The sequence below is a fragment of the Jatrophihabitans cynanchi genome, assembly GCF_027247405.1.
In the GTDB taxonomy this organism is placed as follows: domain Bacteria; phylum Actinomycetota; class Actinomycetes; order Mycobacteriales; family Jatrophihabitantaceae; genus Jatrophihabitans_B; species Jatrophihabitans_B cynanchi.
The window spans coordinates 3,160,213-3,181,786 of sequence record NZ_CP097463.1; the positions used below are offsets into that span (position 1 = coordinate 3,160,213).

The window sequence follows — 21,574 nt, forward strand, 5'->3', positions numbered from 1 at the left end:
GCGCACGCCCGGAAGCCTAGGCGATCAGGACTGGCGACGCCGACGACCCAGCAGCAGCAGCATTCCGCCACCCACGAGCAGCACGCCGGCGATCAGCGAGGCGGTGAGCGTGTGGAAGCCGGTGCTGGCCAGGCCGCCGCCCGAGCTGCGGTGGGTCGAGACACCGGCAACACCGGCTCCGCCGAACGGGTCGAACTGGCAGGTGGTGCTGCCCGCGTCGGCGACGATCAGGTGGCCCGTCCCGGTGATCGACGTCGGGATCGTGACCTGATCGCGGAACGCGCCGGTGCCGTCGGTCTGCACCGAGCCCAGGCTGACCGGGGTCGACGAGTGCACCGACAGGTTCACCGTGGTGTTGGCCGGGAAGCCGCTGCCGAGGATGGTGAGGCTGTCGCCACCGCTGACGGTGGTGTCGCTCGAGGAGATGGTGCAGCTCGACGACGGCGGGTACGGATCGGCCGCGGCGCGGCTGTGCCACGAGGTCAAGGTGACGAGAGCCAGCGCGGTGATCAGCGCGGCGAACAGGAGCGCCGTACGGCGCGCGCGCAGGATGGACATGCTCATAACACTGATTCCCCCGATGTGCTATCCCCCGATAAGACAGTCAACGTGAGGCTAGCGCACTTTTACACCGATCGCACGTAAGACCTTCCGGCTGTGGATCACGGCTCAGTCCCGGCGCCGGTACGTGCCCAGCAGAACCAGGGCGAACCCGCCGATAACGAGCACGAGAACCCAACCGAGGGTCAGGACGAGGGCGTCCAAACCTTGCGACGGCCGGCTCGGCTCCGCCTCCGGGGGTGTGCCGACGGGGACCGAACTCGGCGGTGGAGTCGGCGCAGCGCTCTGCGCGCTCGGGCGGGTGCTCCTGCTTCGCGTGGCCGTGCTGCCTGGCAGCGCCGGCACACCCGTCAGCCACGAGCCGCTGCCCGCGGATCGGGTCGCGCCGGTCGGCGTGCTTCCGGATGATCCGGTGTTCCCTGTGCCGGGTGAACCGGTGGACCGCGACGGGCTCGGTGACGGCGTAGGGGTGGTCACCACGCCCGTCGGCGCGGTCGGCGGATACGGCGCCGGCGTTCCGGCACGCGCTGCACCGGTCGCGACGAGCGCGAACGTCAGCGCAGCCGCGATGAGCAGCGCGACGCGGGCATGCGTCGACGCCAGGACGGCAGATCCAGCCACGTACTTTCCCCCGATTCCACGTCCGTCCCACCGTTAGATCCGTGTGAGTTGGCCGTGATGGGCGACAGTCTAACCACAGTCGGCCCGCTTGGCCACGGTTGGCTGTCAGAAGGCACGCGTAGGCTGGCAAAGCAGCCCCTGTCTTTCGCGGACAGGGGCGATTACTGCTGTGCTGAAAGGGAAATCGTGGCTCTGTCCGGCCTGCTCACCACTGCTGCCGCCGACCCGGCGCTCACCGTCGCCGCCGACGATGCCGGCGCCCCGTCGCTCACGATCAGCGGCCCGCCCGCAGTTCAGCCGCTCGTCATCGCCACGCTCGCTTCCCGCGCGGGACGGCCGGTGCTCGCGGTCACCAGCACCGAGCGCGAGGCCGAGGAGCTGCTCGCCACCCTGCGCTGCCTGCTGCCGCCGGATCAGGTCGCGCTCTACCCGGGCTGGGAGACGCTGCCGCACGAGCGCCTCTCGCCGCGCGCGGACACCGTCGGCCAGCGGCTGGCCGTGCTGCGGCGGCTGCGCCACCCGTCCCTGCACGACCCGGCCGCCGGACCGCTTGCTGTGGTGGTGGCCCCGGTTCGTTCCGTACTGCAACCGCAGGTGCCCGGTCTCGGCGAGCTGACCCCGGTCGAGCTGCGTCCCGGCGACAGCCGCGAGCTCACCGCGCTGGTCACCGACCTCGTCGGCGCGGGCTACACCCGCGCCGAGCTGGTCGAGAAGCGCGGCGACTTCGCCGTCCGCGGCGGCATCCTCGACGTCTTCCCGCCCACCGAGGAGCACCCGCTGCGAGTGGAGTTCTGGGGCGACGACGTCGAGGAGATCCGCTACTTCAGGGTCGTCGACCAGCGCTCGCTGGAAGTCGCGCCGCACGGGCTGTGGGCGCCGCCGTGCCGCGAACTGCTGCTGACCGAGCAGGTGCAGCAGCGGGCCGCCGACCTGCTCGCCGAGCACCCGCAGCTGGGCGAACTGCTCGACCCGATCAGCCGCGGCGAGGCTGTCGAGGGCATGGAGGCGCTGGCGCCGGTGCTCGTCGAGGGCGGACGGCTGGAGCTGGTGCTGCACGAGCTGCCGGCCGGTTCGCACGTGCTCGTCTGCGACCCCGAACGGGTGCGCGCCCGGGCGGCCGATCTCGTCCGCACGTCCCAGGAGTTCCTCGGCGCGTCCTGGGCGGTGGCTGCAGAAGGCGGCAAGACGCCGATCGAACTCGGCGCCGCTTCGTTGCGCGAGCTCGAGGACGTCGTCGCCGAAGCAGCCCGGATCGGCCTGCCGTGGTGGGCGGTCACCGCGCTCACCGCCGACGCGAGCATCGGGGCGGACGTCGTCGCCAGCGGCTTCGAGCAGGCGCCGACGTTCCGCGGCGACACCGAGGCCGCGATGACCCAGCTGCGCACCTGGACGCGCGAGGGCTGGCAGGTCACGCTCGTGTTCGACGGGCACGGCTCGGCCCAGCGCGCCGTCGAGCGGCTGTCAGCGGCGGAGGTCCCGGCGCGGCTGACCGACACCGTCACCGGAACGTCCGGGGTGGTCGAGGTGACGACCGGCCGCTTCGACGCCGGACTCGTCTCACCGCAGCTGCGCCTGGCGATCCTCACCGAGGCCGATCTCACCGGCCAGCGCGGCTCGCTCACCAAGGACAGCAGCCGGATGCCGTCGCGACGGCGCAACGCGATCGACCCCATCTCGCTCAAGTCCGGCGACTACGTGGTGCACGAGCAGCACGGCGTCGGCAGGTACGTCGAGATGGTCCGCCGCACCATCAACGGCGGCGAGCGCGAGTACCTGATCATCGAGTACGCGCCGGCGCGCAAGGGCCAGCCCGCGGACCGGCTGTTCGTGCCCACCGACTCGCTGGACCAGGTCACCAAGTACGTCGGCGGCGAAGCACCCTCGCTGCACCGGCTCGGCGGCTCGGACTGGGCCAAGACCAAGGGGCGCGCGCGCAAGGCGGTCAAGGAGATCGCGGCCGAGCTGATCCGCCTGTACAGCGCGCGAATGGCGACCAAGGGCCACGCGTTCGCCCCGGACACGCCCTGGCAGCGCGAGCTCGAGGATGCGTTCGCCTACGTCGAGACGCCCGACCAGCTCGGTGCTATCGACGAGGTCAAGGCCGACATGGAGAAGGAACTGCCGATGGACCGCATCATCTGCGGCGACGTCGGCTACGGCAAGACCGAGGTGGCGGTGCGCGCCGCGTTCAAGGCGGTGCAGGACGGCAAGCAGGTCGCCGTCCTCGTCCCGACCACGCTGCTCGCGCACCAGCACCTGCAGACCTTCTCCGAGCGGATGGCGCAGTTCCCGGTCAAGGTCCGCGAGCTGTCCCGGTTCACCTCGCCGTCCGACACCGACGCCACCATGGCCGGCATAGTCGACGGCTCCGTCGACATCGTGATCGGCACGCACCGCCTGCTGCAGCAGACCGTCCGGTTCAAGGACCTCGGGCTGGTGATCATCGACGAGGAGCAGCGCTTCGGCGTCGAGCACAAGGAGTACCTGAAGTCGCTGCGCACCGCGGTGGACGTGCTCACCATGTCCGCCACACCGATCCCGCGCACGCTGGAGATGTCGCTGACCGGCATCCGCGAGATGACCACGATCCTGACCCCGCCGGAGGAGCGGCACCCGATCCTGACGTTCGTCGGCGCATACGACCCGCGGCAGATCTCCGCCGCCGTGCGCCGCGAGCTGATGCGCGACGGCCAGGTGTTCTACATCCACAACCGGGTCGAGTCGATCAACCGCGCAGCGTCCAAGCTGGCCGAACTGGTGCCCGAGGCGCGGATCGCCGTGGCGCACGGGCAGATGGGCGAATCGGCGCTGGAACAGATCATGGTGGGGTTTTGGGAGAAGAGCTACGACGTGCTGGTCGCCACCACGATCGTCGAGTCCGGGCTGGACATCCCCAACGCGAACACGCTCATCGTCGATCGCGCCGACACGTTCGGGCTGGCCCAGCTGCACCAGCTGCGCGGGCGGGTCGGACGGGGGCGCGAGCGCGGCTACGCCTACTTCACCTACCCGCCCGAGCGTCCGCTCACCGAGACCGCCTACGACCGGCTCGCCACCATCGCCCAGCACACCGAGATGGGCGCCGGCATGGCGGTGGCGATGAAGGACCTGGAGATCCGCGGCTCCGGGAACCTGCTCGGCGGCGAGCAGTCCGGGCACATCGCCGGCGTCGGCTTCGACCTGTACGTGCGGCTGGTCGGCGAGGCGGTGGCCGATTTCCGCGGCGAGGCGCAGGAGGAGTTCACCGACGTCAAGGTGGACCTGCCCGTCGATGCCAACCTGCCCGTCGACTACCTGCCGGGGGAGCGGCTGCGGCTAGAGGCCTACCGCGCCCTGGCCTCGGCCACCACCGATGCGGCGGTCGACGCGGTGCGCGCCGAGCTGATCGACCGCTACGGGCCGGTGCCGCCGCCGGTCGAGAACCTGCTCGCGGTCGCCCGGTTCAAGAACGTGTGCCGCGGCTACGGCGTCACCGAGGTCTCCCTGCAGGGGACGTCGGTGCGCTTCACCCCGCTCGAGTTGCCCGAGTCCGCGCAGATCCGCCTCGACCGGCTCTACGACAAGGCGCATTACAAGCAGGCCGTCTCGACGGTCACCGTCCCGCGGCCGAAGGGCGTCGTGAAGCCGGACGGCGCCTTCGCCGAGACCAAGTTCGGCGGCGAGGCGTTGCGTGATATCGCGCTGCTGACCTGGTGCGCGCAGGTGCTCGCGTCCGTCACCGGCCGGCCGGTCGCCGCGTCCGCCTGACTGCGCTTCCCCCACCGGGTGACCGTTTCTCGGCGCGCTTCCCGCACCTTGTGCCCGTTTCTCGGCGCGCTTCCCCCACCGGGTGACCAGTTCTCGCCTGCTTGCCCCACCGGGTGACCGTTTCTCGCGCGCTTGCCCCACTGGATGACGAGATTGCGGGCCGAGATTTGGTGGGTCGGTGGGGGAAGCGGCGGCGGCATGGGAACCCGGTGGGGGAAGGCGGCGCGGCAGGGGCTTGCTCGCCCGGCCGCCGCGTCCGCCTGACTGCGCTTCCCCCACCGGGTGACCGTTTCTCGCGTGCTTCCCACACCGGGTGCCCGTTTCTCGCGCGCTTCCCCCACCGGGTGACCGTTTCTCGCGCGCTTCCCCCACCGGGTGACGAGATTGCGGGCCGAGATTTGGTGGGTCGGTGGGGGAAGCGTCGGCGGCATGGGAACCGGGTGGGGGAAGGCGGCGCGGCAGGGGCTCGCTCGCCCGGGTCGCCGCGTCCGCGTGACTGCGCTTCCCCCACCGGGTGACCGTTTCTCGCGTGCTTCCCACACCGGGTGCCCGTTTCTCGCGTGCTTCCCACACCGGGTGCCCGTTTCTCGCGCGCTTGCCCCACCGGGTGACGAGATTGCGGGTCGAGATTTGGTGGGTCGGTGGGGGAAGCGGCCGCGGCATGGGAACCCGGTGGGGGAAGGCGGCGCGGCAGGGGCTCGCTCGCCCGGCCGCCGCGTCCGCGTGTGCGCGCTCGGCCCACCGGGTGACCGTTTCTCGGCGTGCTTCCCGCACCTTGTGCCCGTTTCTCGGCGCGCTTCCCCCACCGGGTGCCCAGTTCTCGCGCGCTTCCCCCACCAGGTGACGAGATTGCGGGCCGAGATTTGGTAGGTCGGTGGGGGAAGCGGCGGCAGCATGGGAACCGGGTGGGGGAAGGCGGCGCGGCAGGGGCTCGGTCGGCATGAGATTCTGGGACGTCGCACCCGTCCCACCCGCACCCGTCCCACCGCAGGAGACCGCGTCGTGAGATTCCGCAAGCTGTCCGCCACAGCTGCCGCAGCCGTGCTCGCCGTCGCCGGGCTCACCGCCTGCCAGAGCAAGGGCGGTGTCGCCGCGATCATCGACGGACACCGGATCACCGACTCCGACGTCGCCGGCTACATGACCCGCAAGGCGCAGCCGTTCCCCGCGCAGGACGCGAACGGCGGCACCATCTCGATCGCGCCGCGCGTGTTCGTCCTGGAGACGCTGCTCGACGAGCGGGTGTACACCAAGATCTTGCAGAAGACGCCGAACGGCCTGCCTGACGAGGCCCAGCTCAACGCGGCCAAGGAGCAGCTGTACGGCACGACCGCCGACGCCGACATCGCCAAGCAGTACGTGCAGCACGGCTACACCAGCGCGTTGTCCAAGCACGCGCTACGGGTGCAGGTGCTGCTCGAGGTGATCAAGTCCGAGGCGCAGCAGGGGCTCGACATCCAGTCCGTGCTGGCCAAGGCCACGCCGGACGTCACGGTCAGCGGCCGCTACGGCAAGTGGGACGCGAAGAACCTGCAGCTCTCCACCGACCCGAGCGCCGGGCTGCCGGACTTCGTCAGCTTCAAGTCCCGGCCGGTCACCGCGACGGACACCACCGCGCCGACGAGCTGAGCCCGGCGTGACCTCGCAGCTCGAGCGCGCGGTGCAGGTCATGGACCGGCTGCGCTCACCGGGCGGTTGCCCGTGGGACGCCGCGCAGACGCACGAGTCGCTCACCCGGTACCTGCTCGAGGAGACCTACGAGGTCATCGAGGCGATCGAGACCGGCGACCTGGCGCTGCTGCGCGAGGAACTCGGCGACCTGCTGCTGCAAGTGCTCTTCCACGCGCGCCTGGCCGAGGAGTTGCCCGACGACGAGCGGTTCGACATCGAGGACGTCGCGGGCGCGCTCGCCGGCAAGTTGATCAGTCGGCACCCGCACGTTTTCGGCGACATGCAGGTGGCCTCCGTCGAGGAGCAGACCGAGCTCTGGGAGGAACTCAAGGTCGCCGAGAAGGGCCGGACGTCCGCGGTGGACGGCGTCCCGCTCGCGCAGCCGGCGCTGGCCCTGACGGCGAAGCTGATCAGCCGCGCGCAGCGCGCCGGCCTGGGCGATTTGGCCGACCTGGCCAGCCTCGCCGACCCGCGAAGCCTCGCCGACCTGGCCAGCCTCGCCGACCTGGGCAGCCTGACCGATCCGGGTGGCCCGGCCGATGCCCTCGCGAGTGGCGAGTCGAGGCCCCGAGTGGCGACGAATTCCTCGCCACTCGGCAGGTCAGGTCGCCACTCGGCGCAGGATGTTGCGGAGGACGGCCAGGCGGAGGACGTCGAGCGGGAGATCGGGGCGCGGCTGCTCGCGGTGGTACGCGACGCGGTCGCCGCGGGCGTCGACCCGGAGGCCGCGCTGCGCCGCACCGCCCGCGCGTACCGCGCCGCGATCACCTCCGCCGAGCGGAGCTGAATCCTGCATTGACCACACGCGGGTGTGGCGGATGCGGGAATCATCAGCCGGAGCAATAGGGTGAACCCGACTGTGCATGCCTGACGAAGGGAACTACCGGTGGCCAGCATCGAGGCCGTAGGCGCACGCGAGATCCTCGACTCGCGCGGGAACCCGACCGTCGAGGTCGAGGTCGCGCTCGACGACGACACGATCAGCCGCGCCGCGGTGCCCAGCGGCGCGTCGACCGGCCGGTTCGAGGCGGTCGAGCTGCGCGACGGGGGCGAGCGGTACCTCGGCAAGGGCGTGCTCAAGGCGGTCACTGCCGTGCTCGATGACATCGGGCCCGAACTGGTCGGCTACGACGCCAGCGACCAGCGGCTCGTCGACCAGAAACTGTGCGACCTGGACGGCACGCCGAACAAGAGCAAGCTGGGCGCGAACGCGATCCTCGGCGTCTCGCTCGCCGTCGCGAAGGCCGCCGCGAGCAGCGCCGGGCTGCCCCTGTTCCGCTACCTGGGCGGCCCGAACGCGTACCTGCTGCCGGTGCCGATGATGAACATCGTCAACGGCGGGGCGCACGCCGACTCCAACGTCGACGTCCAGGAGTTCATGATCGCGCCGATCGGCGCGCCGACGTTCGCCGAGGCGCTGCGCTACGGCGCCGAGGTGTACCACGCGCTCAAATCGGTGCTCAAGAGCAAGGGGTTGGCCACCGGCCTCGGCGACGAAGGCGGCTTCGCCCCCAACCTGGAGTCCAACCGCGCCGCGCTGGACCTGATCGTCGAGGCGGTCGGGCAGGCCGGGTTCACCCCCGGCGTCGACATCGCGCTCGCGCTGGACGTCGCCGCGAGCGAGTTCCACAGCGACGGCAGCTACCGCTTCGAGGGCAAGGCGACCTCGTCCGAGGAACTCATCGACTACTACGTCAACCTGGTCGACAGCTACCCGATCGTGTCGGTCGAGGACCCGCTGGACGAGCAGGACTGGGACGGCTGGGTGGCGCTCACCACCAAGCTGGACGACAAGGTGCAGCTGGTGGGCGACGACCTGTTCGTCACCAACCCCGAGCGGCTCGGCCGCGGCATCACCGAGGGCGCGGCCAACGCGCTGCTGGTCAAGGTGAACCAGATCGGCACCCTCACCGAGACGTTCGACGCCGTCCAGCTGGCACACCGGCACGGCTACCGCTGCATGATGAGCCACCGCTCCGGCGAGACCGAGGACACCACGATCGCCGACCTGGCCGTCGCGGTGAACTGCGGGCAGCTCAAGACCGGTGCGCCGGCACGCAGCGAGCGGGTCGCGAAGTACAACCAGCTGCTGCGCATCGAGGAGGAGCTCGACGACGCGGCCCGCTACGCCGGCGCCGACGCGTTCCCGCGGTACACCCAGGCCGCCTTCACGGGCAGCGCATGAGCCGAACCGCAGCCAGCCGAACCGCAGCGAGCGGCGCCCCAGCAGGCCGAGCCGCAGCGAGCCGGGCCAGCCGGCCGCGGCGTGCCGTGACCGGCCGTGCGCTGGTGCTCGGCACCCTGGTCGTGCTGCTGATCGTACTGCTGGCCTCGCCGCTGAACCGCTACTTCGGCAGCCGCGGCGACCTCGATGCCGCGAGCAACCAGCTGCAGCGCGACAAGCAACAGCTCACCGAGCTGCAGAAGCAGTACCAGCAGTGGTCCGATCCCGGGTTCATCCAGCAACAGGCCCGCAAGCGGCTGCAGTACGCGACGCCCGGCGACACGGTGTACGTGGTCGTCGACCGCGGCGCGAAGTCCGACATCGAGAAGACGCTCGCGCACGGCGAGGACCCCGCCGGCGGCGATTCCTGGACGTCCCGGCTGTGGACGAGCGTGGAGCAGGCCGGCAAGTGAGCGCCGGGTGAGCGCCGAACCGCTCGTCTCGAACGCCGATCGCGCGGCAGTGGCCGCCCAACTGGGCCGCCCGCCGCGCGCGATCCGGACGGTCGCGCACCGTTGCCCGTGCACCAATCCGGACGTCATCGAGACCTCGCCGCGGCTGGCGGACGGAACGCCGTTCCCCACGCTGTACTACCTGACCTGCCCGCGCGCGGCATCGGCGATCGGCACGCTGGAGTCCTCCGGCCTGATGCGCGAGATGACCGAACGGCTCGGCACCGATGCGGGGTTGGCCGACCGGTACCGCGCCGCGCACGAGGCGTACCTGGCACGCCGCGAGCAGATCGGCCACGTGGCCGAGATCGCCGGTGTGAGCGCGGGCGGCATGCCCAACCGGGTCAAGTGCCTGCACGTGCTGGTGGGTCACGCGCTGGCGGCCGGCCCGGGCGTGAACCCGCTGGGCGACGAGGCGCTCGCGCTGCTGCCGCGCTGGTGGGACGCCGGCCCGTGCGTCCCGCTGGAGCAGCCATGACGCGCGTCGCGGGGATCGACTGCGGGACGAACTCGATCCGGCTGCTGATCGCCGATGCCGACGACGGCCGTCTGCTGGACATCGTCCGCGAGATGCGGATCGTGCGGCTCGGTCAGGGGGTCGACCGCACCGGGCGGTTGGCACCGGACGCGCTCGAACGTACCCGTGTCGCGCTGGCCGACTACGCCGCGTCGATCGCGGAGCACGGCGCCGAACGGGTCCGGATGACCGCGACCAGCGCCACGCGCGATGCCGCGAACCGGGCCGACTTCGTGGCGATGGTGCGCGCCGAGCTCGGTGTGGACCCCGAGGTGATCAGCGGGGCCGAGGAGGCCGAACTGTCCTTTCGCGGTGCCGTCGCGGGCCTGCCCGGCGTGACCCCGCCGCTGCTCGTCGCCGACATCGGCGGCGGCTCCACCGAGCTGGTCCTGGGGGGCGCGGGCGAACCGCTCCGCAGCCACAGCATGGACGTCGGGTGCGTCCGCATGACCGAGCGCCATCTGCACGACGACCCGCCCACGGCCGAGCAGATCGCGGCCACCGTGCGCGACCTGAACGCCGCCATCGACCGCGCCGCGCAGCACGTGCCGCTGACGTCCGGCGCCACCTTCGTCGGCCTCGCGGGCACGGTCACCACGATCGCCGCCCTTGCACTCGGGTTGGACCACTACGACCCCGAAGCCATCCACGCTTCGGTGATCTCCACCGACGACGTGCGTACCGTGACCGCGCGGCTGCTGGCCATGACGCACGCCGAGCGCGCCGCGCTGCCGGTCATGCACCCCGGCCGGGTCGACGTCATCGGCGGCGGCGCGCTCGTGCTGCGCACCCTGCTCGAGCGCACCGGGGCGGACGCGGTCGTGACCAGCGAGCACGACATCCTCGACGGGATCGCGCTGAGCCTGCTTCCGTAACGAGCGGAATAGTGGTTCAGACAACTCTTGGCCAATGGTATAGACCAGTGCGCCGGTTCGGGGTAGGTTCTCGAGCGAACGCCCACCGACACAATCTGGTACATGTCATGAAATGGGGTCCTCGTCCATGAAGCGACGTCTGCTCGGTGCCGTGAGCCTGGCGCTCACCGCGGCGCTGACCATCACCGGCTGCGGGAGTTCCGGTGGCGGCGGCGGCACGAACGGGACCACGACCTTGAAGCTGGTCGCCGCCGACTACGGCACCGGCCCGGAGAACACCAGCCAGAAGTACTGGCAGGACATCGCCGACGCCTTCCACAAGCAGAACCCGAAGATCACCGTCAAGGTGCAGACCATCAACTGGAACGACTTCGACGACCAGGTCAAGACGATGGTCCAGAACCACAACTACCCGGACATCACCGAGGGCGACTATTTCCCGGACTTCGCGCAGGCCAAGCTGCTCTACCCGGCCAAGGACGTGATGTCCGACAGCACGTTCAAGAACCTGATCCCGGTGTTCGCGAACCTGGGCACCTACAACGGCACCCAGTACGGGATGCCGTTCACCACCAGCTCGCGCACCATGTTCTACAACAAGAAGTTGTTCACCCAGGCCGGCATCGCCAACCCGCCGCAGACGTGGGACGACGTCAAGACCGACGCGCTGAAGATCAAGGCGCTCGGCAAGGTCGGCTTCGGGCTGCCGCTGGGCAAGGAAGAGGCCCAGGCCGAGACGCTGCTGTGGATGCTCGGCAACGGCGGCGGCTACCAGGACAACGGCAAGTGGACGATCGACAGCTCGCAGAACGTCGAGACGATGCAGTTCCTGGCCGACCTCGTCAAGTCCGGCGCGACCGAGCCCAACCCGGGCACCAAGAACCGCACCGACCTGTGGAAGCAGTTCGCCTCCGGTGACATCGGCATGATCAACGGGCAGGGTGCGCTCATCCCGATCATCAAGAGCGGCGGCAAGCTCAGCGACGCCGACTGGGCCTCGGTGCCGATCCCGGGCAAGACCGGCCCGCTGGACAAGACCCTCGGCGTCTGCGACAACGTCTCGGCGTTCAACGGCAACGGGCACCAGGCGCAGATCAAGGCGTTCCTCGACTTCGCCTATCAGGACACCTACCAGGTCGCATTCGACAAGGAGTACGACCTGCTGCCGGCGACCAACTCCGGGGTGCAGGCGCTCAGCTCGGACCCGGTCTTCGCCCCGTTCCTGAAGGCGCTGCCGAACTCCGTCCAGTACCCGAACGACCCGGTGTGGTCGACGGTCAAGTCGCAGATCCAGACCAGTATCGGGACGATCGTCAGCAAGGACCCGAAGTCGGTGCTGAGCGCACTGCAGCAGACCGCGACCAAGGGCAGCTGAGGCTTGCCCGCACGCAAGGGAACGGCCGCGCGGGTCACCCGCACGGCCGCACCCCTGTTATGGCTCGGCCCGGCCATCGCGCTGGTCGGCGTGGTCGTGATCTGGCCGGTCGTGGTGCTGTTCCGCACCTCGCTGCAGCACTTCACCCCGAACGGCTTCCTGATCGGCAGCGCCGGCATGGACAACTTCCGCGCGCTGTTCGACGAGCCGGACCTGCGCGGCATCCTGCTGCGCACCGTGGCCTGGGTGGTCGTCGTAGTGGCCGTGACGATGCTGCTCTCACTGGCGCTGGCGCAGCTGTTCAACCAGCGCTTCCCGGGCCGTCGCGTCGCACGATGGGCGCTGATCGCACCCTGGGCGGCGTCGGTCGTGATGACCTCACTGGTGTTCCGCTGGGCGCTGGACTCCAACAGCGGCGTCGTCAACGTGTTCCTGCACGACCTCGGCCTGGTGAAGTTCGGTAGCAACGAGGCGGACTGGCTGGGCCGGCCGTTCTCGGCGTTCGTCTGGATGATGATCGTCGCCGTCTTCGTCTCGCTGCCGTTCTCCACCTACGCACTGCTCGCCGGGCTGCAGACGATCCCGCCCGAGCTGCACGAGGCGGCCCGGGTGGACGGCGCGTCGCCGTGGCGCAGCTACCGCTCGATCACGCTCCCGTTGCTGCGCCCGGCGTTCCTGGTCGCGGCGCTGATCAACGTCATCAACGTGTTCAACTCGTTCCCGATCATCTGGGAGATGACCGGCGGCGGACCCGGGCACGAGACCAGCACGACGACCGTGTTCATGTACCAGCTCAAGCAGGCCTACATCGGCGAGTCCGCCGCGATGTCCGTGATCAACTTCCTGCTCGTGATCATCGTGGTGCTCGTCTTCCTCAAGGCGACCCGCTGGAAGGATCAGGTGAACTGACGTGTCGGCCACCGTCGCCGCGCCCGTGCCGCGATCCGAGGCCACCGGCACCGAGCGCCGCCCCCGCGCGCCGCGCCGCCGCAGCGGCCGCACGGTGATCCTCGCCCTGTTCGGCTACCTGATCGCGATCGTCTTCCTGCTGCCGTACGCAGAGATGGTGATCACTGCGCTGCGTCCGGCCAAGGAGCTGAGCGACCGCGGCTACGTCCCGAAGCACTGGGACTTCAGCAACTTCACCAGCATCTGGAAGACCGGGTTCGGCGACAACCTGAAGGTGAGCCTGCAGGTCGCCGGCGGGGCGACGCTGGTGGTGCTGCTGGTCGCGCTGCCCGCCGCGTACTACACGGCGCGGCACCGCTTCCGCGGCCGCGGCCTGTTCCTGCTGCTCGTGCTGGTGACCCAGATGTTCCAGCCGGCCGCGATGCTGGTCGGCATCCAGCGCGAGTTCCTCAGCTTCGACCTGCCCAGCCCCACCCTGTCGCTGATCCTGGTCAACGCCGGCTTCAACCTGGCGTTCGCGGTCTGGATCCTGAACGCCTACTTCTCCTCCATCCCGGTCGAACTGGAGGAGGCGGCGATGGTGGACGGGACGGGACGGCTCGGCGCGATGGGGCGCATCACGCTGCCGCTCGCTCTGCCCGGCATCGTCACCGCGGTGATCTTCACGTTCATCGCCGCGTGGAACGAGTTCATCGTCGCGCTGACCCTCACCAGCGAGCCGAGCCAGCGTCCGCTCACGGTCGCGATCCACAACTACATCGGGCAGTACTCGGTCGACTGGGGGCACCTGTTCGCGGGCTCGGTGATCGCGACCATCCCGGTGATCGTGCTGTTCGCGGTGATCGAGGGCAAGATCGTCGGCGGGCTCACCGCCGGGTCGATCAAGTAGCCGCGTTCTCGGTCGCCTGCTGGAGCCGCTTCTGCTCGCGGGTGGGTCCGGCGGCCGGCGGTTCGACGCCGAGCAGCTTGCGGTACGTGGTCTCGGCGCCCTTGCGGGTGAGCAGCTTCGCGGCGACGCCGCCCGCGCCGGCCAGCGCCGCATAGCCCATCACGTCCGCCCAGCGGGCCTCGCGGTCCTTGACGGTGTGGGCGGGCTGTTCCGGGCGGAACGCCACCCACAGCCGGGCGACCGCCTTGCGGGTCGCGATGCCGACCGGGACTCCGACCGCGATGGTCAGTACCTTCATGCCGATCTTGCCGACGACCTGGGCCATGTGCACTCCGTCCGGCGCTGCTAAGACGTCCTCGCTGCAGACCCTACCCAGCGCGGGCCGATCGCTCCCGCCGTGCGAGGCTGGCGGGCATGTACGCGGTGCCGGGCTCGGGCTGGCCGGGCGATCTGGCCACGCCGCGCACCCCGGTGGCGGCCGACGCGGCGGACGTCGGTCGGCTGGCGGCCTCGGCCCGGGACCTGCGGCAACTGGATGCAAGGGTGACCGTCTGCCGCGCCTGCCCGCGGCTGGTGGCCTGGCGCGAGCAGGTCGCCGACGTCAAGCGGCGCGCCTTCGCCGACGAGCCGTACTGGGGGCGTCCGGTGAGCGGGTTCGGGCCGCCCGACCCGCGGATCCTGATCCTGGGCCTCGCGCCCGCGGCACACGGGGCGAACCGCACCGGGCGGATGTTCACCGGCGACCGCAGCGGCGACTGGCTGTACGCCGCGCTGTACCGGGTCGGGCTGGCGAACCGCCCGACCGCCGTCTCGGCCGGCGACGGGCTGGAGCTGAACGGGGTGCGGATCACCGCGCCGGTGCACTGCGCGCCGCCGGCGAACAAGCCGACCACGGTTGAGCGCGACACCTGCCGCGGCTGGCTGACCCGCGAGCTCGAACTGCTGTGGCCCGGCGTGCGCGCGGTCGTGGTGCTCGGCGCGTTCGGCTGGAACTCGCTGTGGCCGACGCTGCGTGCCTGCGGCATCGTCACCCCGGCGCGGGTGCCGCGCTTCGCGCACGGCGTCGAGGCGCAGGTCGACGGCCGGCTCGCGATAGGCAGCTACCACGTCAGCCAGCAGAACACCTTCACCGGCCGGCTGACCGAGCCGATGCTCGACGCGGTGCTGGCCCGGGCAGCCGATGCGGCGGGGCTGCCGGTTCGCTAGCGTCGACGGTATGACAGGGCAACCCGTACGGATCCTGATCGTCGGCGGCGGCTACGTCGGCATGTACACCGCGCTCGGCCTGCAGAAGAAGCTCTCCCGCGGGGCGGCCGAGATCACCCTCGTCGAGCCGCAGTCCAACATGACCTACCAGCCGTTCCTGCCCGAGGCCGCGGCGGGCAGCGTCGAACCGCGGCACGTCGTCGTCCCGTTGCGCAAGGTGTTGCGGCACTGCACGGTGCTCAGCGGCGCGGTGACGAGGGTCGAGCACGCCGCCAAGCGGGTGACCGTCCAGCCGGTGCAGGGCGAGGCGTACCGACGCGACTACGACCTGCTCGTCATGTGCCCGGGCTCGATCTCGCGGCTGCTGCCCATCCCGGGGCTGGCCGAGAACGGCATCGGCTTCAAGACCATCGGCGAGGCGATCTACCTGCGCAACCACGTCCTGTCCCAGCTCGACCTCGCCGCCTCCACCGACGACCCCGAGCAGCGGCGCCGCGCGCTCACCTTCGTGTTCGTCGGCGGTGGTTACGCCGGCGTGGAGGCGATGGCCGAACTGGAGGACATGGCGCGGTACGCCACCCGCTACATCGACAACGTCGAGCCGTCCGACATGCGCTGGGTGCTGGTCGAGGCGGCCAGCCGGATCATGCCCGAGGTGTCCGTGCGGCTGTCGGCGTACACGGTCGACCGGCTCACCGAGCGCGCCATCGACGTCCGGCTCAACACCCGGCTGGAGTCGGCCGAAGGCGGCCGGATCGTGCTGTCCGACGGCGAGCAGTTCGACGCGGATACCCTGGTGTGGACGGCCGGGGTCAAGGCGAACCCGATATTGCAGCAGACCGATCTGCCGCTGGACGACAAGGGCCGGCTGCCCTGCGCGGCGAACCTGACCGTCAAGGGCGTCACCGGGGTGTTCGCCGCGGGCGACTGCGCCGCCGTCCCGGACCTGACCAAGGACGACCCCAACGCGCTGTGCGGGCCGAGCGCGCAACACGCGGTGCGGCAGGCGAAGACGCTCGCCGGCAACGTTGCGGCGGCCGTGCACGGCGGGACGTTGCGCGACTACCGGCACGCCTACGCCGGCTCGGTCGCCTCGCTCGGGCTGTATCGCGGCGTCGCGGAGGTCTACGGCATCAAGCTGCGCGGCTTCCCGGCGTGGTGGATGCACCGCACCTACCACGTGTCGCGGATGCCGACGTTCAACCGCAAGGTGCGGATCATCGCCGACTGGACCGGCGCGCTGCTGTTCCGCCGCGAGGTCGTCTCGCTCGGGCAGTTGCAGCGGCCGCGGACCGAGTTCGAGCAGGCGGCCGGCAAGCGCGAGTTGCCCGAGGTCTCCTGACCCGAGCGCGCAACGTTCCGCGGCGTCGGGCCGCGATACGTTGCACAATCGGGTCGGCGGCGCCCCCGTAGCCCAATGGCAGAGGCAGACCCCTTAAAAGGGTCCCAGTGTCGGTTCGAGTCCGACCGGGGGTACTCGCGGGACCGAACGACACGCCGACGGAACATGTGGTGCCGCCTGTTGTCAGAGCGTCCACATATAGTGCTCAACGCAGCTGGTTCGCGCGTCCCGGCCAGGGGCGTGCGAGGCAACAGGGAACCCGGTGCGATACCGGGACTGCCCCGCAGCGGTGAGTGGGAACGACAACCGTCCGCTTCGTGAAGACGAAGCGACAGCACTGGGATCCGGCCAGCCAGATCGGGCCCCGGGAAGCGACGGTCAGTAGGTGATCGGGTGCGTGCACCTGATCGTGCCCGCGAGTCCGAAGACCTGCCAGCGCGCTGCGCCCCGACCGGGGTGCAGTGGTCCGAGGCTCCGTGGGAGAGCCGACGGCACGTGCGGCGGGAGCACCTACTCTCCGGCCCGGCGACCGCCCCCTCCCCGCAGCCTCGGACCTTCGGACCGAGCTCGCGAGGAGAGAGCCAGATGACGGTCACCGACACCCCACCCCCGACCCGGCGCACGACGATGCAGGTGCGCAAGCGCAACGGCGACACCGAGGACGTCGACGTCAACAAGATCGTCCGCGCGGTCGAGCGCTGGGCGGGCGAGTTGGACGAGGTCGACCCGCTGCGCGTGGCCACCAAGACGATCAGCGGCCTGTACGACGGCGCCACCACGTCCGAGCTGGACCGGCTCTCGATCCGGACGGCGGCGGAGATGATCGGCGAGGAGCCGCAGTACTCCCGGCTCGCCGCCCGCTTGCTGGCCGGTTACCTCGACAAGGAGGTACGCGGTCAGGGCATCGCGTCGTTCAGCCAGGCGATCGCGCTCGGGCACGCCGAGGGCCTGATCGGCGACGAGACCGCCGGCTTCGTCAAGGACAACGCGCGCAAGCTCGACTTCGCCGTCGACCACCGCGCCGATCTGCGCTTCGAGTACTTCGGGCTGCGGACCGTGTACGACCGCTACCTGCTGCGGCACCCGAGCAGCCGGCTGGTGATCGAGACGCCGCAGTACTTCCTGCTGCGCGTCTCTTGCGGCCTGTCACACACGCCGGCCGAGGCGATCGACTTCTACCGGCTGATGTCCTCGCTCGCATACCTGCCGTCCAGCCCGACGCTGTTCAACTCCGGAACGCGGCACACCCAGATGTCCTCGTGCTACCTGCTCGACTCCCCGCGCGACGAGCTGGACTCCATCTACGAGCGCTACCAGCAGGTCGCCCGGCTGTCCAAGTTCGCCGGCGGGATCGGCATCTCGTGGTCCCGGGTGCGGTCGCGCGGCGCGCTGATCCGCGGCACCAACGGCGAGTCCAACGGCATCGTGCCCTGGCTGCGCACGCTGGACTCGTCGGTCGCCGCCGTCAACCAGGGCGGCCGGCGCAAGGGCGCGGCGTGCGTCTACCTCGAGCCGTGGCACCCGGACGTCGAGGAGTTCCTCGCGCTGCGCGACAACACCGGCGAGGACGCCCGCCGCACGCACAACCTGAACCTGGCCAACTGGATCCCGGACGAGTTCATGCGCCGCGTCGAGGCCGACGAGGCCTGGTCGCTGATGGACCCGGACGCCGTGCCCGAGCTGCCCGACCTGTGGGGCGAGGCGTTCGACGCGGCGTACCGCGCCGCCGAGGCGGACGGCCGGTACGTGCGGCAGGTGCCGGCACGCGAGCTGTTCGGCCGGATGATGCGCACGCTGGCGCAGACCGGCAACGGGTGGATGTGCTTCAAGGACGCCGCCAACGCACGCTGCAACCAGAGTGCCGACCCGGCGAACGTCGTGCACCTGTCCAACCTGTGCACCGAGATCATCGAGGTCAGTTCGGACGCCGAGACCGCGGTGTGCAACCTCGGCTCGGTCAACCTGGCGCAGCATCTGACCGGCGACGCGGTCGACTGGGACAAGCTGCGCGCGACCGTGCGCACCGCCGTCCCGTTCCTGGACCGGGTGATCGACACCAACTACTACCCGAGTGCCGAGGCGGCGGCGTCCAACCCGCGCTGGCGGCCGGTCGGGCTCGGCGTGATGGGACTGCAGGACGTCTTCTTCGCGCTGCGCCTGCCGTTCGACTCCGCGGCCGCGCGCGAGCTGTCCACCCGGATCGCCGAGGAGATCTACCTGACGGCGCTGGAGACGTCAGCCGGGCTGGCCGAGCAGTTCGGCCCGCACCCCGCGTTCGCCGCGACGCGTGCCGCCGACGGGCAGCTGCAACCGGACCTGTGGGGCGTGCCGCCGACCCAGACGCAGCGATGGGCCGAACTGCGCGCGCGGGTCGCGCGGACCGGGCTGCGCAATTCGCTGCTGATCGCGATCGCCCCCACCGCGACGATCGCGTCGATCGCCGGCTGCTACGAGTGCATCGAGCCGCAGGTGTCCAACCTGTTCAAACGCGAGACGCTGTCCGGGGAGTTCCTGCAGCTCAACGGCGCGCTCGTGCGCGAGCTCAAGCGGCTGGGGCTGTGGACCGTGCAGACGCGTGATGCGATCAAGCGCGCGGACGGCTCGGTGCAGGGCATCGCCGAGCTCCCCGCCGAGACGCGCGAGCTGTTCCGCACCGCGTGGGAGTTGCCGCAACGCGCCCTGATCGACCTGGCCGCCGCGCGGGCGCCGTACGTCGACCAGAGCCAGTCGCTGAACCTGTTCATGGCCGCGCCGTCGATCGGCAAGCTCAGCTCGATGTACCTGTATGCGTGGCAGGCCGGGCTGAAGTCGACCTACTACCTGCGCTCGCGCCCGGCCACCCGCATCGCGCAGGCGACCGTGACCGACCAGGCGGCGATCGCCTGCAGCCTGGAGAACCCCGAGAGCTGCGAGGCGTGCCAGTGACCGGCATGCTGCTGGATCCCGGGATGAACCTGACCCTGCGGCCGATGCGCTACCCGCACTTCTACGACCGGTACCGCGACGCGATCAAGAATCACTGGACGGTCGAGGAGGTCGACCTGCACAGCGACCTGAAGGACCTGACCCGGCTCACGCCCGCCGAGCAACACCTGGTCGGCCGGCTGGTCGCATTCTTCGCCACCGGCGACACCATCGTCGCGAACAACCTGGTGCTCAACCTGTACCAGCACCTCAATGCGCCCGAGGCCCGGCTGTACCTGAGCCGCCAGCTGTTCGAGGAGGCGGTGCACGTCCAGTTCTACCTGACCCTGCTGGACACGTACGTCCCCGACGAGCGGGAGCGGTTCGAGGCGTTCGCCGCGGTCGAGAACATCCCGTCGATCAAGGTGAAAGCGGAGTTCTGCTTCACCTGGATCGACACGGTGTTCGAACTCGATGCGCTGCGCACGCGGGACGAACGCCGCGCCTTCCTGCTCAACCTGATCTGCTTCGCGGCCTGCATCGAAGGGCTGTTCTTCTACGGCGCGTTCGCCTACGTGTACTTCCTGCGCTCGCGCGGGCTGTTGCACGGGCTGGCGTCCGGGACGAACTGGGTCTTCCGCGACGAGTCCATGCACATGGCGTTCGCCTTCGACGTGGTCGACACGGTGCGCGCCGAGGAACCCGACCTGTTCGACGCGGAGCTGGCCGGGCAGGTGCGCGAGATGATCGTCGCCGCGGTCGAGGCCGAGGCGCAGTTCGCCGAGGACCTGCTCGGCGGCGGGGTGGCCGGGCTGTCGAGCGCGGACATGCGCAGCTACCTCGAGCACGTGGCAGACAGGCGGATGCGCCGGCTCGGGCTCGAGCCGATCTACGGCACCGCGAACCCGCTCGCGTTCCTGGACCTGCAGGACGTCCAGGAGCTGTCGAACTTCTTCGAGCGCAAGGTGTCGGCCTACCAGGTCGGTGTGGGCGGATCGGTGGCGTTTGATGACGATTTCTAGGCCCGGCGCGAAGGGTTGCAGATCACATGGCGGCATCCCGGTGCCAGCTGTCCGGCGCGTCGTCCTGATACTCAGATTGGAGTGAGAACAGTTATCAGGACGGGGAGTGCCGATGACCGACGTTGCGTTGCCGTTGCCCGAGCCCACCGAGCTGGACGAGGCGCGGCACCGGGAACTGCAGATCCTCGCCGACGACGCCGTGCTGAAGGGGCATCCCTACGGCGATGAGCGCTGCCGGAACTGCCTGTTCTACCTGGACGTCGACGACTCGATCTCCTACTGCTGGCACCCGAAGCTGCGCGTCCTGGTCGGCGCCGACTGGTGGTGCCAGTGGTGGGAGGAGATCCCCGAGAGCTGAGGCGATGCGCGCAATGGCCGACGACCTGCGGCTGACACCGCAGCGGCAGGCGGTACTCGACACGCTCGCCGCCTCCGACGATCACCCCACCGCGGCCCAGGTGCTCGAGCGGGTACGCGCGCACCTACCGGGCATCGGGCCCGCGACCGTGTACCGCGCGCTCGCCCTGCTCGTCGAAGCCGGCCGGGCGGGCGAGCTGCGGGCCGGCGAGGGACAGGCCATCCGGTACGACCGCACCGCGACCCGGCACGACCACCTGGTGTGCACCGGTTGCGGGCGGGTCTGCGACGTCCAGGTCGGGCTCGATCCGGACGCGCTTCGAGAGCTGAACACGAGCACGTCGTTCACCGTCACGGGGTACGACGTCCGACTGCACGGCCGCTGCGCACGGTGCGCGGCGCAGGACACCGTCAAGGAGAGAGCATGAGTGAGCTGAAGGGTTCCCAGACCCACGCCAACCTCAAGGAGGCGTTCGCCGGCGAGAGCATGGCCAACCGCCGGTACCTGTTCTTCGCCCGCCAGGCGGACAAGGACGGTGTGCCCGAGGTCGCCGAGCTGTTCCGCGACACCGCCGAGGGCGAGACCGGCCATGCGTTCGGCCACGCCGAGTACCTCGTCGGTGCGGGCGACCCGGCGACCGACGAGCCGATCGGCAGCACCGAGCAGAACCTGGCCTCGGCCGTCGTCGGCGAGACGTACGAGTTCACCGCCATGTACCCCGGCTTCGCCGCCACCGCGCGCGAGGAGGGCTTCGAGGAGATCGCCGACTGGTTCGCAACGCTAGCGCGTGCCGAGCGCACGCACGCCGGCCGTTTCCAGAAGGCGCTGGACAAGCTGCGCGGCTGAGCGAGCCGCCTGGGTGCGGGCCGGCCGATCGGGCCGTCCCGCACCGATCACGACG

General features: G+C 70.4%; 20 protein-coding genes, 1 tRNA gene and 1 riboswitch. Of the genes, 19 read left to right on the forward strand and 2 right to left on the reverse strand.

Going from position 1 to position 21,574, the window contains the following annotated elements; all coding sequences use genetic code 11:
- Window positions 1-24: 24 nt before the first annotated feature.
- Entirely contained in the window at window positions 25-558 is a 534-nt protein-coding gene (locus M6B22_RS15375) for a hypothetical protein (RefSeq protein WP_269442443.1), read from the reverse strand.
- Window positions 559-802: 244 nt separating this feature from the next.
- On the opposite strand from M6B22_RS15375, the gene M6B22_RS15380 reads away from it, so the two are divergent.
- The 11 genes from M6B22_RS15380 (at window position 803) to M6B22_RS15430 (ending at window position 13,841) form a co-directional block, all read left to right on the forward strand.
- Window positions 803-1,219 (forward strand): hypothetical protein, encoded by a 417-nt coding sequence (locus M6B22_RS15380; RefSeq protein WP_269442444.1) that lies wholly within the window; start codon window positions 803-805, stop codon window positions 1,217-1,219.
- 149 nt (window positions 1,220-1,368) lie between these two features.
- Entirely contained in the window at window positions 1,369-4,929 is a 3,561-nt protein-coding gene (gene mfd / locus M6B22_RS15385) for a transcription-repair coupling factor (RefSeq protein ID WP_269442445.1), read from the forward strand.
- A gap of 1,002 nt (window positions 4,930-5,931) precedes the next feature.
- Window positions 5,932-6,558 carry a hypothetical protein gene (locus tag M6B22_RS15390; protein ID WP_269442446.1) on the forward strand — a complete coding sequence of 209 codons (627 nt, stop codon included), beginning with the start codon at window positions 5,932-5,934 and terminating at the stop codon, window positions 6,556-6,558.
- A 7-nt stretch (window positions 6,559-6,565) separates the two neighbouring features.
- Window positions 6,566-7,387, forward strand: coding sequence for a MazG family protein (locus M6B22_RS15395; protein WP_269442447.1), 822 nt, complete (start codon window positions 6,566-6,568; stop codon window positions 7,385-7,387).
- 99 nt (window positions 7,388-7,486) lie between these two features.
- Window positions 7,487-8,785, forward strand: coding sequence for a phosphopyruvate hydratase (gene eno / locus M6B22_RS15400; RefSeq protein ID WP_269442448.1), 1,299 nt, complete (start codon window positions 7,487-7,489; stop codon window positions 8,783-8,785).
- Between the two features lie 86 nt (window positions 8,786-8,871).
- Window positions 8,872-9,237, forward strand: a complete 366-nt coding sequence (locus M6B22_RS15405; RefSeq protein WP_269442449.1) for an FtsB family cell division protein — start codon at window positions 8,872-8,874, stop codon at window positions 9,235-9,237.
- Window positions 9,238-9,244: 7 nt separating this feature from the next.
- Window positions 9,245-9,754 (forward strand): DUF501 domain-containing protein, encoded by a 510-nt coding sequence (locus M6B22_RS15410; RefSeq protein WP_269442450.1) that lies wholly within the window; start codon window positions 9,245-9,247, stop codon window positions 9,752-9,754.
- Entirely contained in the window at window positions 9,751-10,668 is a 918-nt protein-coding gene (locus M6B22_RS15415) for a Ppx/GppA phosphatase family protein (RefSeq protein WP_269442451.1), read from the forward strand. The genes M6B22_RS15410 and M6B22_RS15415 overlap by 4 nt, the downstream gene beginning before the upstream one ends.
- A 127-nt stretch (window positions 10,669-10,795) precedes the next feature.
- Window positions 10,796-12,043, forward strand: a complete 1,248-nt coding sequence (locus M6B22_RS15420; protein WP_269442452.1) for an extracellular solute-binding protein — start codon at window positions 10,796-10,798, stop codon at window positions 12,041-12,043.
- Window positions 12,044-12,046: 3 nt separating this feature from the next.
- Window positions 12,047-12,952, forward strand: coding sequence for a carbohydrate ABC transporter permease (locus tag M6B22_RS15425; protein ID WP_269442453.1), 906 nt, complete (start codon window positions 12,047-12,049; stop codon window positions 12,950-12,952).
- A gap of 1 nt (window position 12,953) precedes the next feature.
- Window positions 12,954-13,841: a carbohydrate ABC transporter permease gene (locus M6B22_RS15430; protein WP_269442454.1), complete on the forward strand. Its 888-nt coding sequence runs from the start codon at window positions 12,954-12,956 to the stop codon at window positions 13,839-13,841.
- On the opposite strand, the gene M6B22_RS15435 is transcribed toward M6B22_RS15430, so the two are convergent.
- Window positions 13,834-14,166 (reverse strand): DUF4235 domain-containing protein, encoded by a 333-nt coding sequence (locus tag M6B22_RS15435; RefSeq protein ID WP_269442455.1) that lies wholly within the window; start codon window positions 14,164-14,166, stop codon window positions 13,834-13,836. The two genes, M6B22_RS15430 and M6B22_RS15435, sit on opposite strands and share 8 nt — an antisense overlap.
- An 89-nt stretch (window positions 14,167-14,255) precedes the next feature.
- Here M6B22_RS15435 and M6B22_RS15440 point away from each other — a divergent pair, with 89 nt between their 5' ends.
- The 8 genes from M6B22_RS15440 to M6B22_RS15475 all read left to right on the forward strand — a co-directional run bounded on the left by M6B22_RS15440 (window position 14,256) and on the right by M6B22_RS15475 (window position 21,519).
- A complete protein-coding gene (locus tag M6B22_RS15440) occupies window positions 14,256-15,047 on the forward strand; it encodes a uracil-DNA glycosylase (RefSeq protein ID WP_269442456.1) in 792 nt (263 codons plus the stop codon).
- A 10-nt stretch (window positions 15,048-15,057) separates the two neighbouring features.
- Window positions 15,058-16,389 carry an NAD(P)/FAD-dependent oxidoreductase gene (locus M6B22_RS15445; RefSeq protein WP_269442457.1) on the forward strand — a complete coding sequence of 444 codons (1,332 nt, stop codon included), beginning with the start codon at window positions 15,058-15,060 and terminating at the stop codon, window positions 16,387-16,389.
- 61 nt (window positions 16,390-16,450) lie between these two features.
- Window positions 16,451-16,523 (forward strand) — tRNA-Leu (locus tag M6B22_RS15450).
- 63 nt (window positions 16,524-16,586) lie between these two features.
- Window positions 16,587-16,840: riboswitch (cobalamin riboswitch) on the forward strand.
- Window positions 16,841-16,974: 134 nt separating this feature from the next.
- Window positions 16,975-19,314, forward strand: coding sequence for a ribonucleoside-diphosphate reductase subunit alpha (locus M6B22_RS15455; protein ID WP_269442458.1), 2,340 nt, complete (start codon window positions 16,975-16,977; stop codon window positions 19,312-19,314).
- A 5-nt stretch (window positions 19,315-19,319) separates the two neighbouring features.
- Window positions 19,320-20,315, forward strand: coding sequence for a ribonucleotide-diphosphate reductase subunit beta (locus tag M6B22_RS15460; protein ID WP_269445834.1), 996 nt, complete (start codon window positions 19,320-19,322; stop codon window positions 20,313-20,315).
- Between the two features lie 112 nt (window positions 20,316-20,427).
- A complete protein-coding gene (locus M6B22_RS15465; RefSeq protein ID WP_269442459.1) occupies window positions 20,428-20,673 on the forward strand; it encodes a hypothetical protein in 246 nt (81 codons plus the stop codon).
- Window positions 20,674-20,686: 13 nt separating this feature from the next.
- Window positions 20,687-21,100: a Fur family transcriptional regulator gene (locus M6B22_RS15470; protein ID WP_269442460.1), complete on the forward strand. Its 414-nt coding sequence runs from the start codon at window positions 20,687-20,689 to the stop codon at window positions 21,098-21,100.
- Entirely contained in the window at window positions 21,097-21,519 is a 423-nt protein-coding gene (locus M6B22_RS15475) for a rubrerythrin family protein (protein WP_269442461.1), read from the forward strand. Before M6B22_RS15470 ends, M6B22_RS15475 begins: the two co-directional genes overlap by 4 nt.
- The last annotated feature ends 55 nt before the right edge of the window (window positions 21,520-21,574 follow it).

Bases quoted from the DNA above. Each gene is read 5' to 3' on its own strand.
- M6B22_RS15375 (WP_269442443.1), bottom strand. From the start codon at position 558: ATGTCCATCCTGCGCGCGCGCCGTACGGCGCTCCTGTTCGCCGCGCTG.
- M6B22_RS15445 (WP_269442457.1), top strand. From the start codon at position 15,058: ATGACAGGGCAACCCGTACGGATCCTGATCGTCGGCGGCGGCTACGTC.
- M6B22_RS15420 (WP_269442452.1), top strand. From the start codon at position 10,796: ATGAAGCGACGTCTGCTCGGTGCCGTGAGCCTGGCGCTCACCGCGGCG.
- M6B22_RS15455 (WP_269442458.1), top strand. From the start codon at position 16,975: ATGACGGTCACCGACACCCCACCCCCGACCCGGCGCACGACGATGCAG.
- M6B22_RS15465 (WP_269442459.1), top strand. From the start codon at position 20,428: ATGACCGACGTTGCGTTGCCGTTGCCCGAGCCCACCGAGCTGGACGAG.
- M6B22_RS15415 (WP_269442451.1), top strand. From the start codon at position 9,751: ATGACGCGCGTCGCGGGGATCGACTGCGGGACGAACTCGATCCGGCTG.
- M6B22_RS15475 (WP_269442461.1), top strand. From the start codon at position 21,097: ATGAGTGAGCTGAAGGGTTCCCAGACCCACGCCAACCTCAAGGAGGCG.
- M6B22_RS15460 (WP_269445834.1), top strand. From the start codon at position 19,320: ATGCTGCTGGATCCCGGGATGAACCTGACCCTGCGGCCGATGCGCTAC.
- M6B22_RS15440 (WP_269442456.1), top strand. From the start codon at position 14,256: ATGTACGCGGTGCCGGGCTCGGGCTGGCCGGGCGATCTGGCCACGCCG.
- M6B22_RS15435 (WP_269442455.1), bottom strand. From the start codon at position 14,166: ATGGCCCAGGTCGTCGGCAAGATCGGCATGAAGGTACTGACCATCGCG.
- M6B22_RS15470 (WP_269442460.1), top strand. From the start codon at position 20,687: ATGGCCGACGACCTGCGGCTGACACCGCAGCGGCAGGCGGTACTCGAC.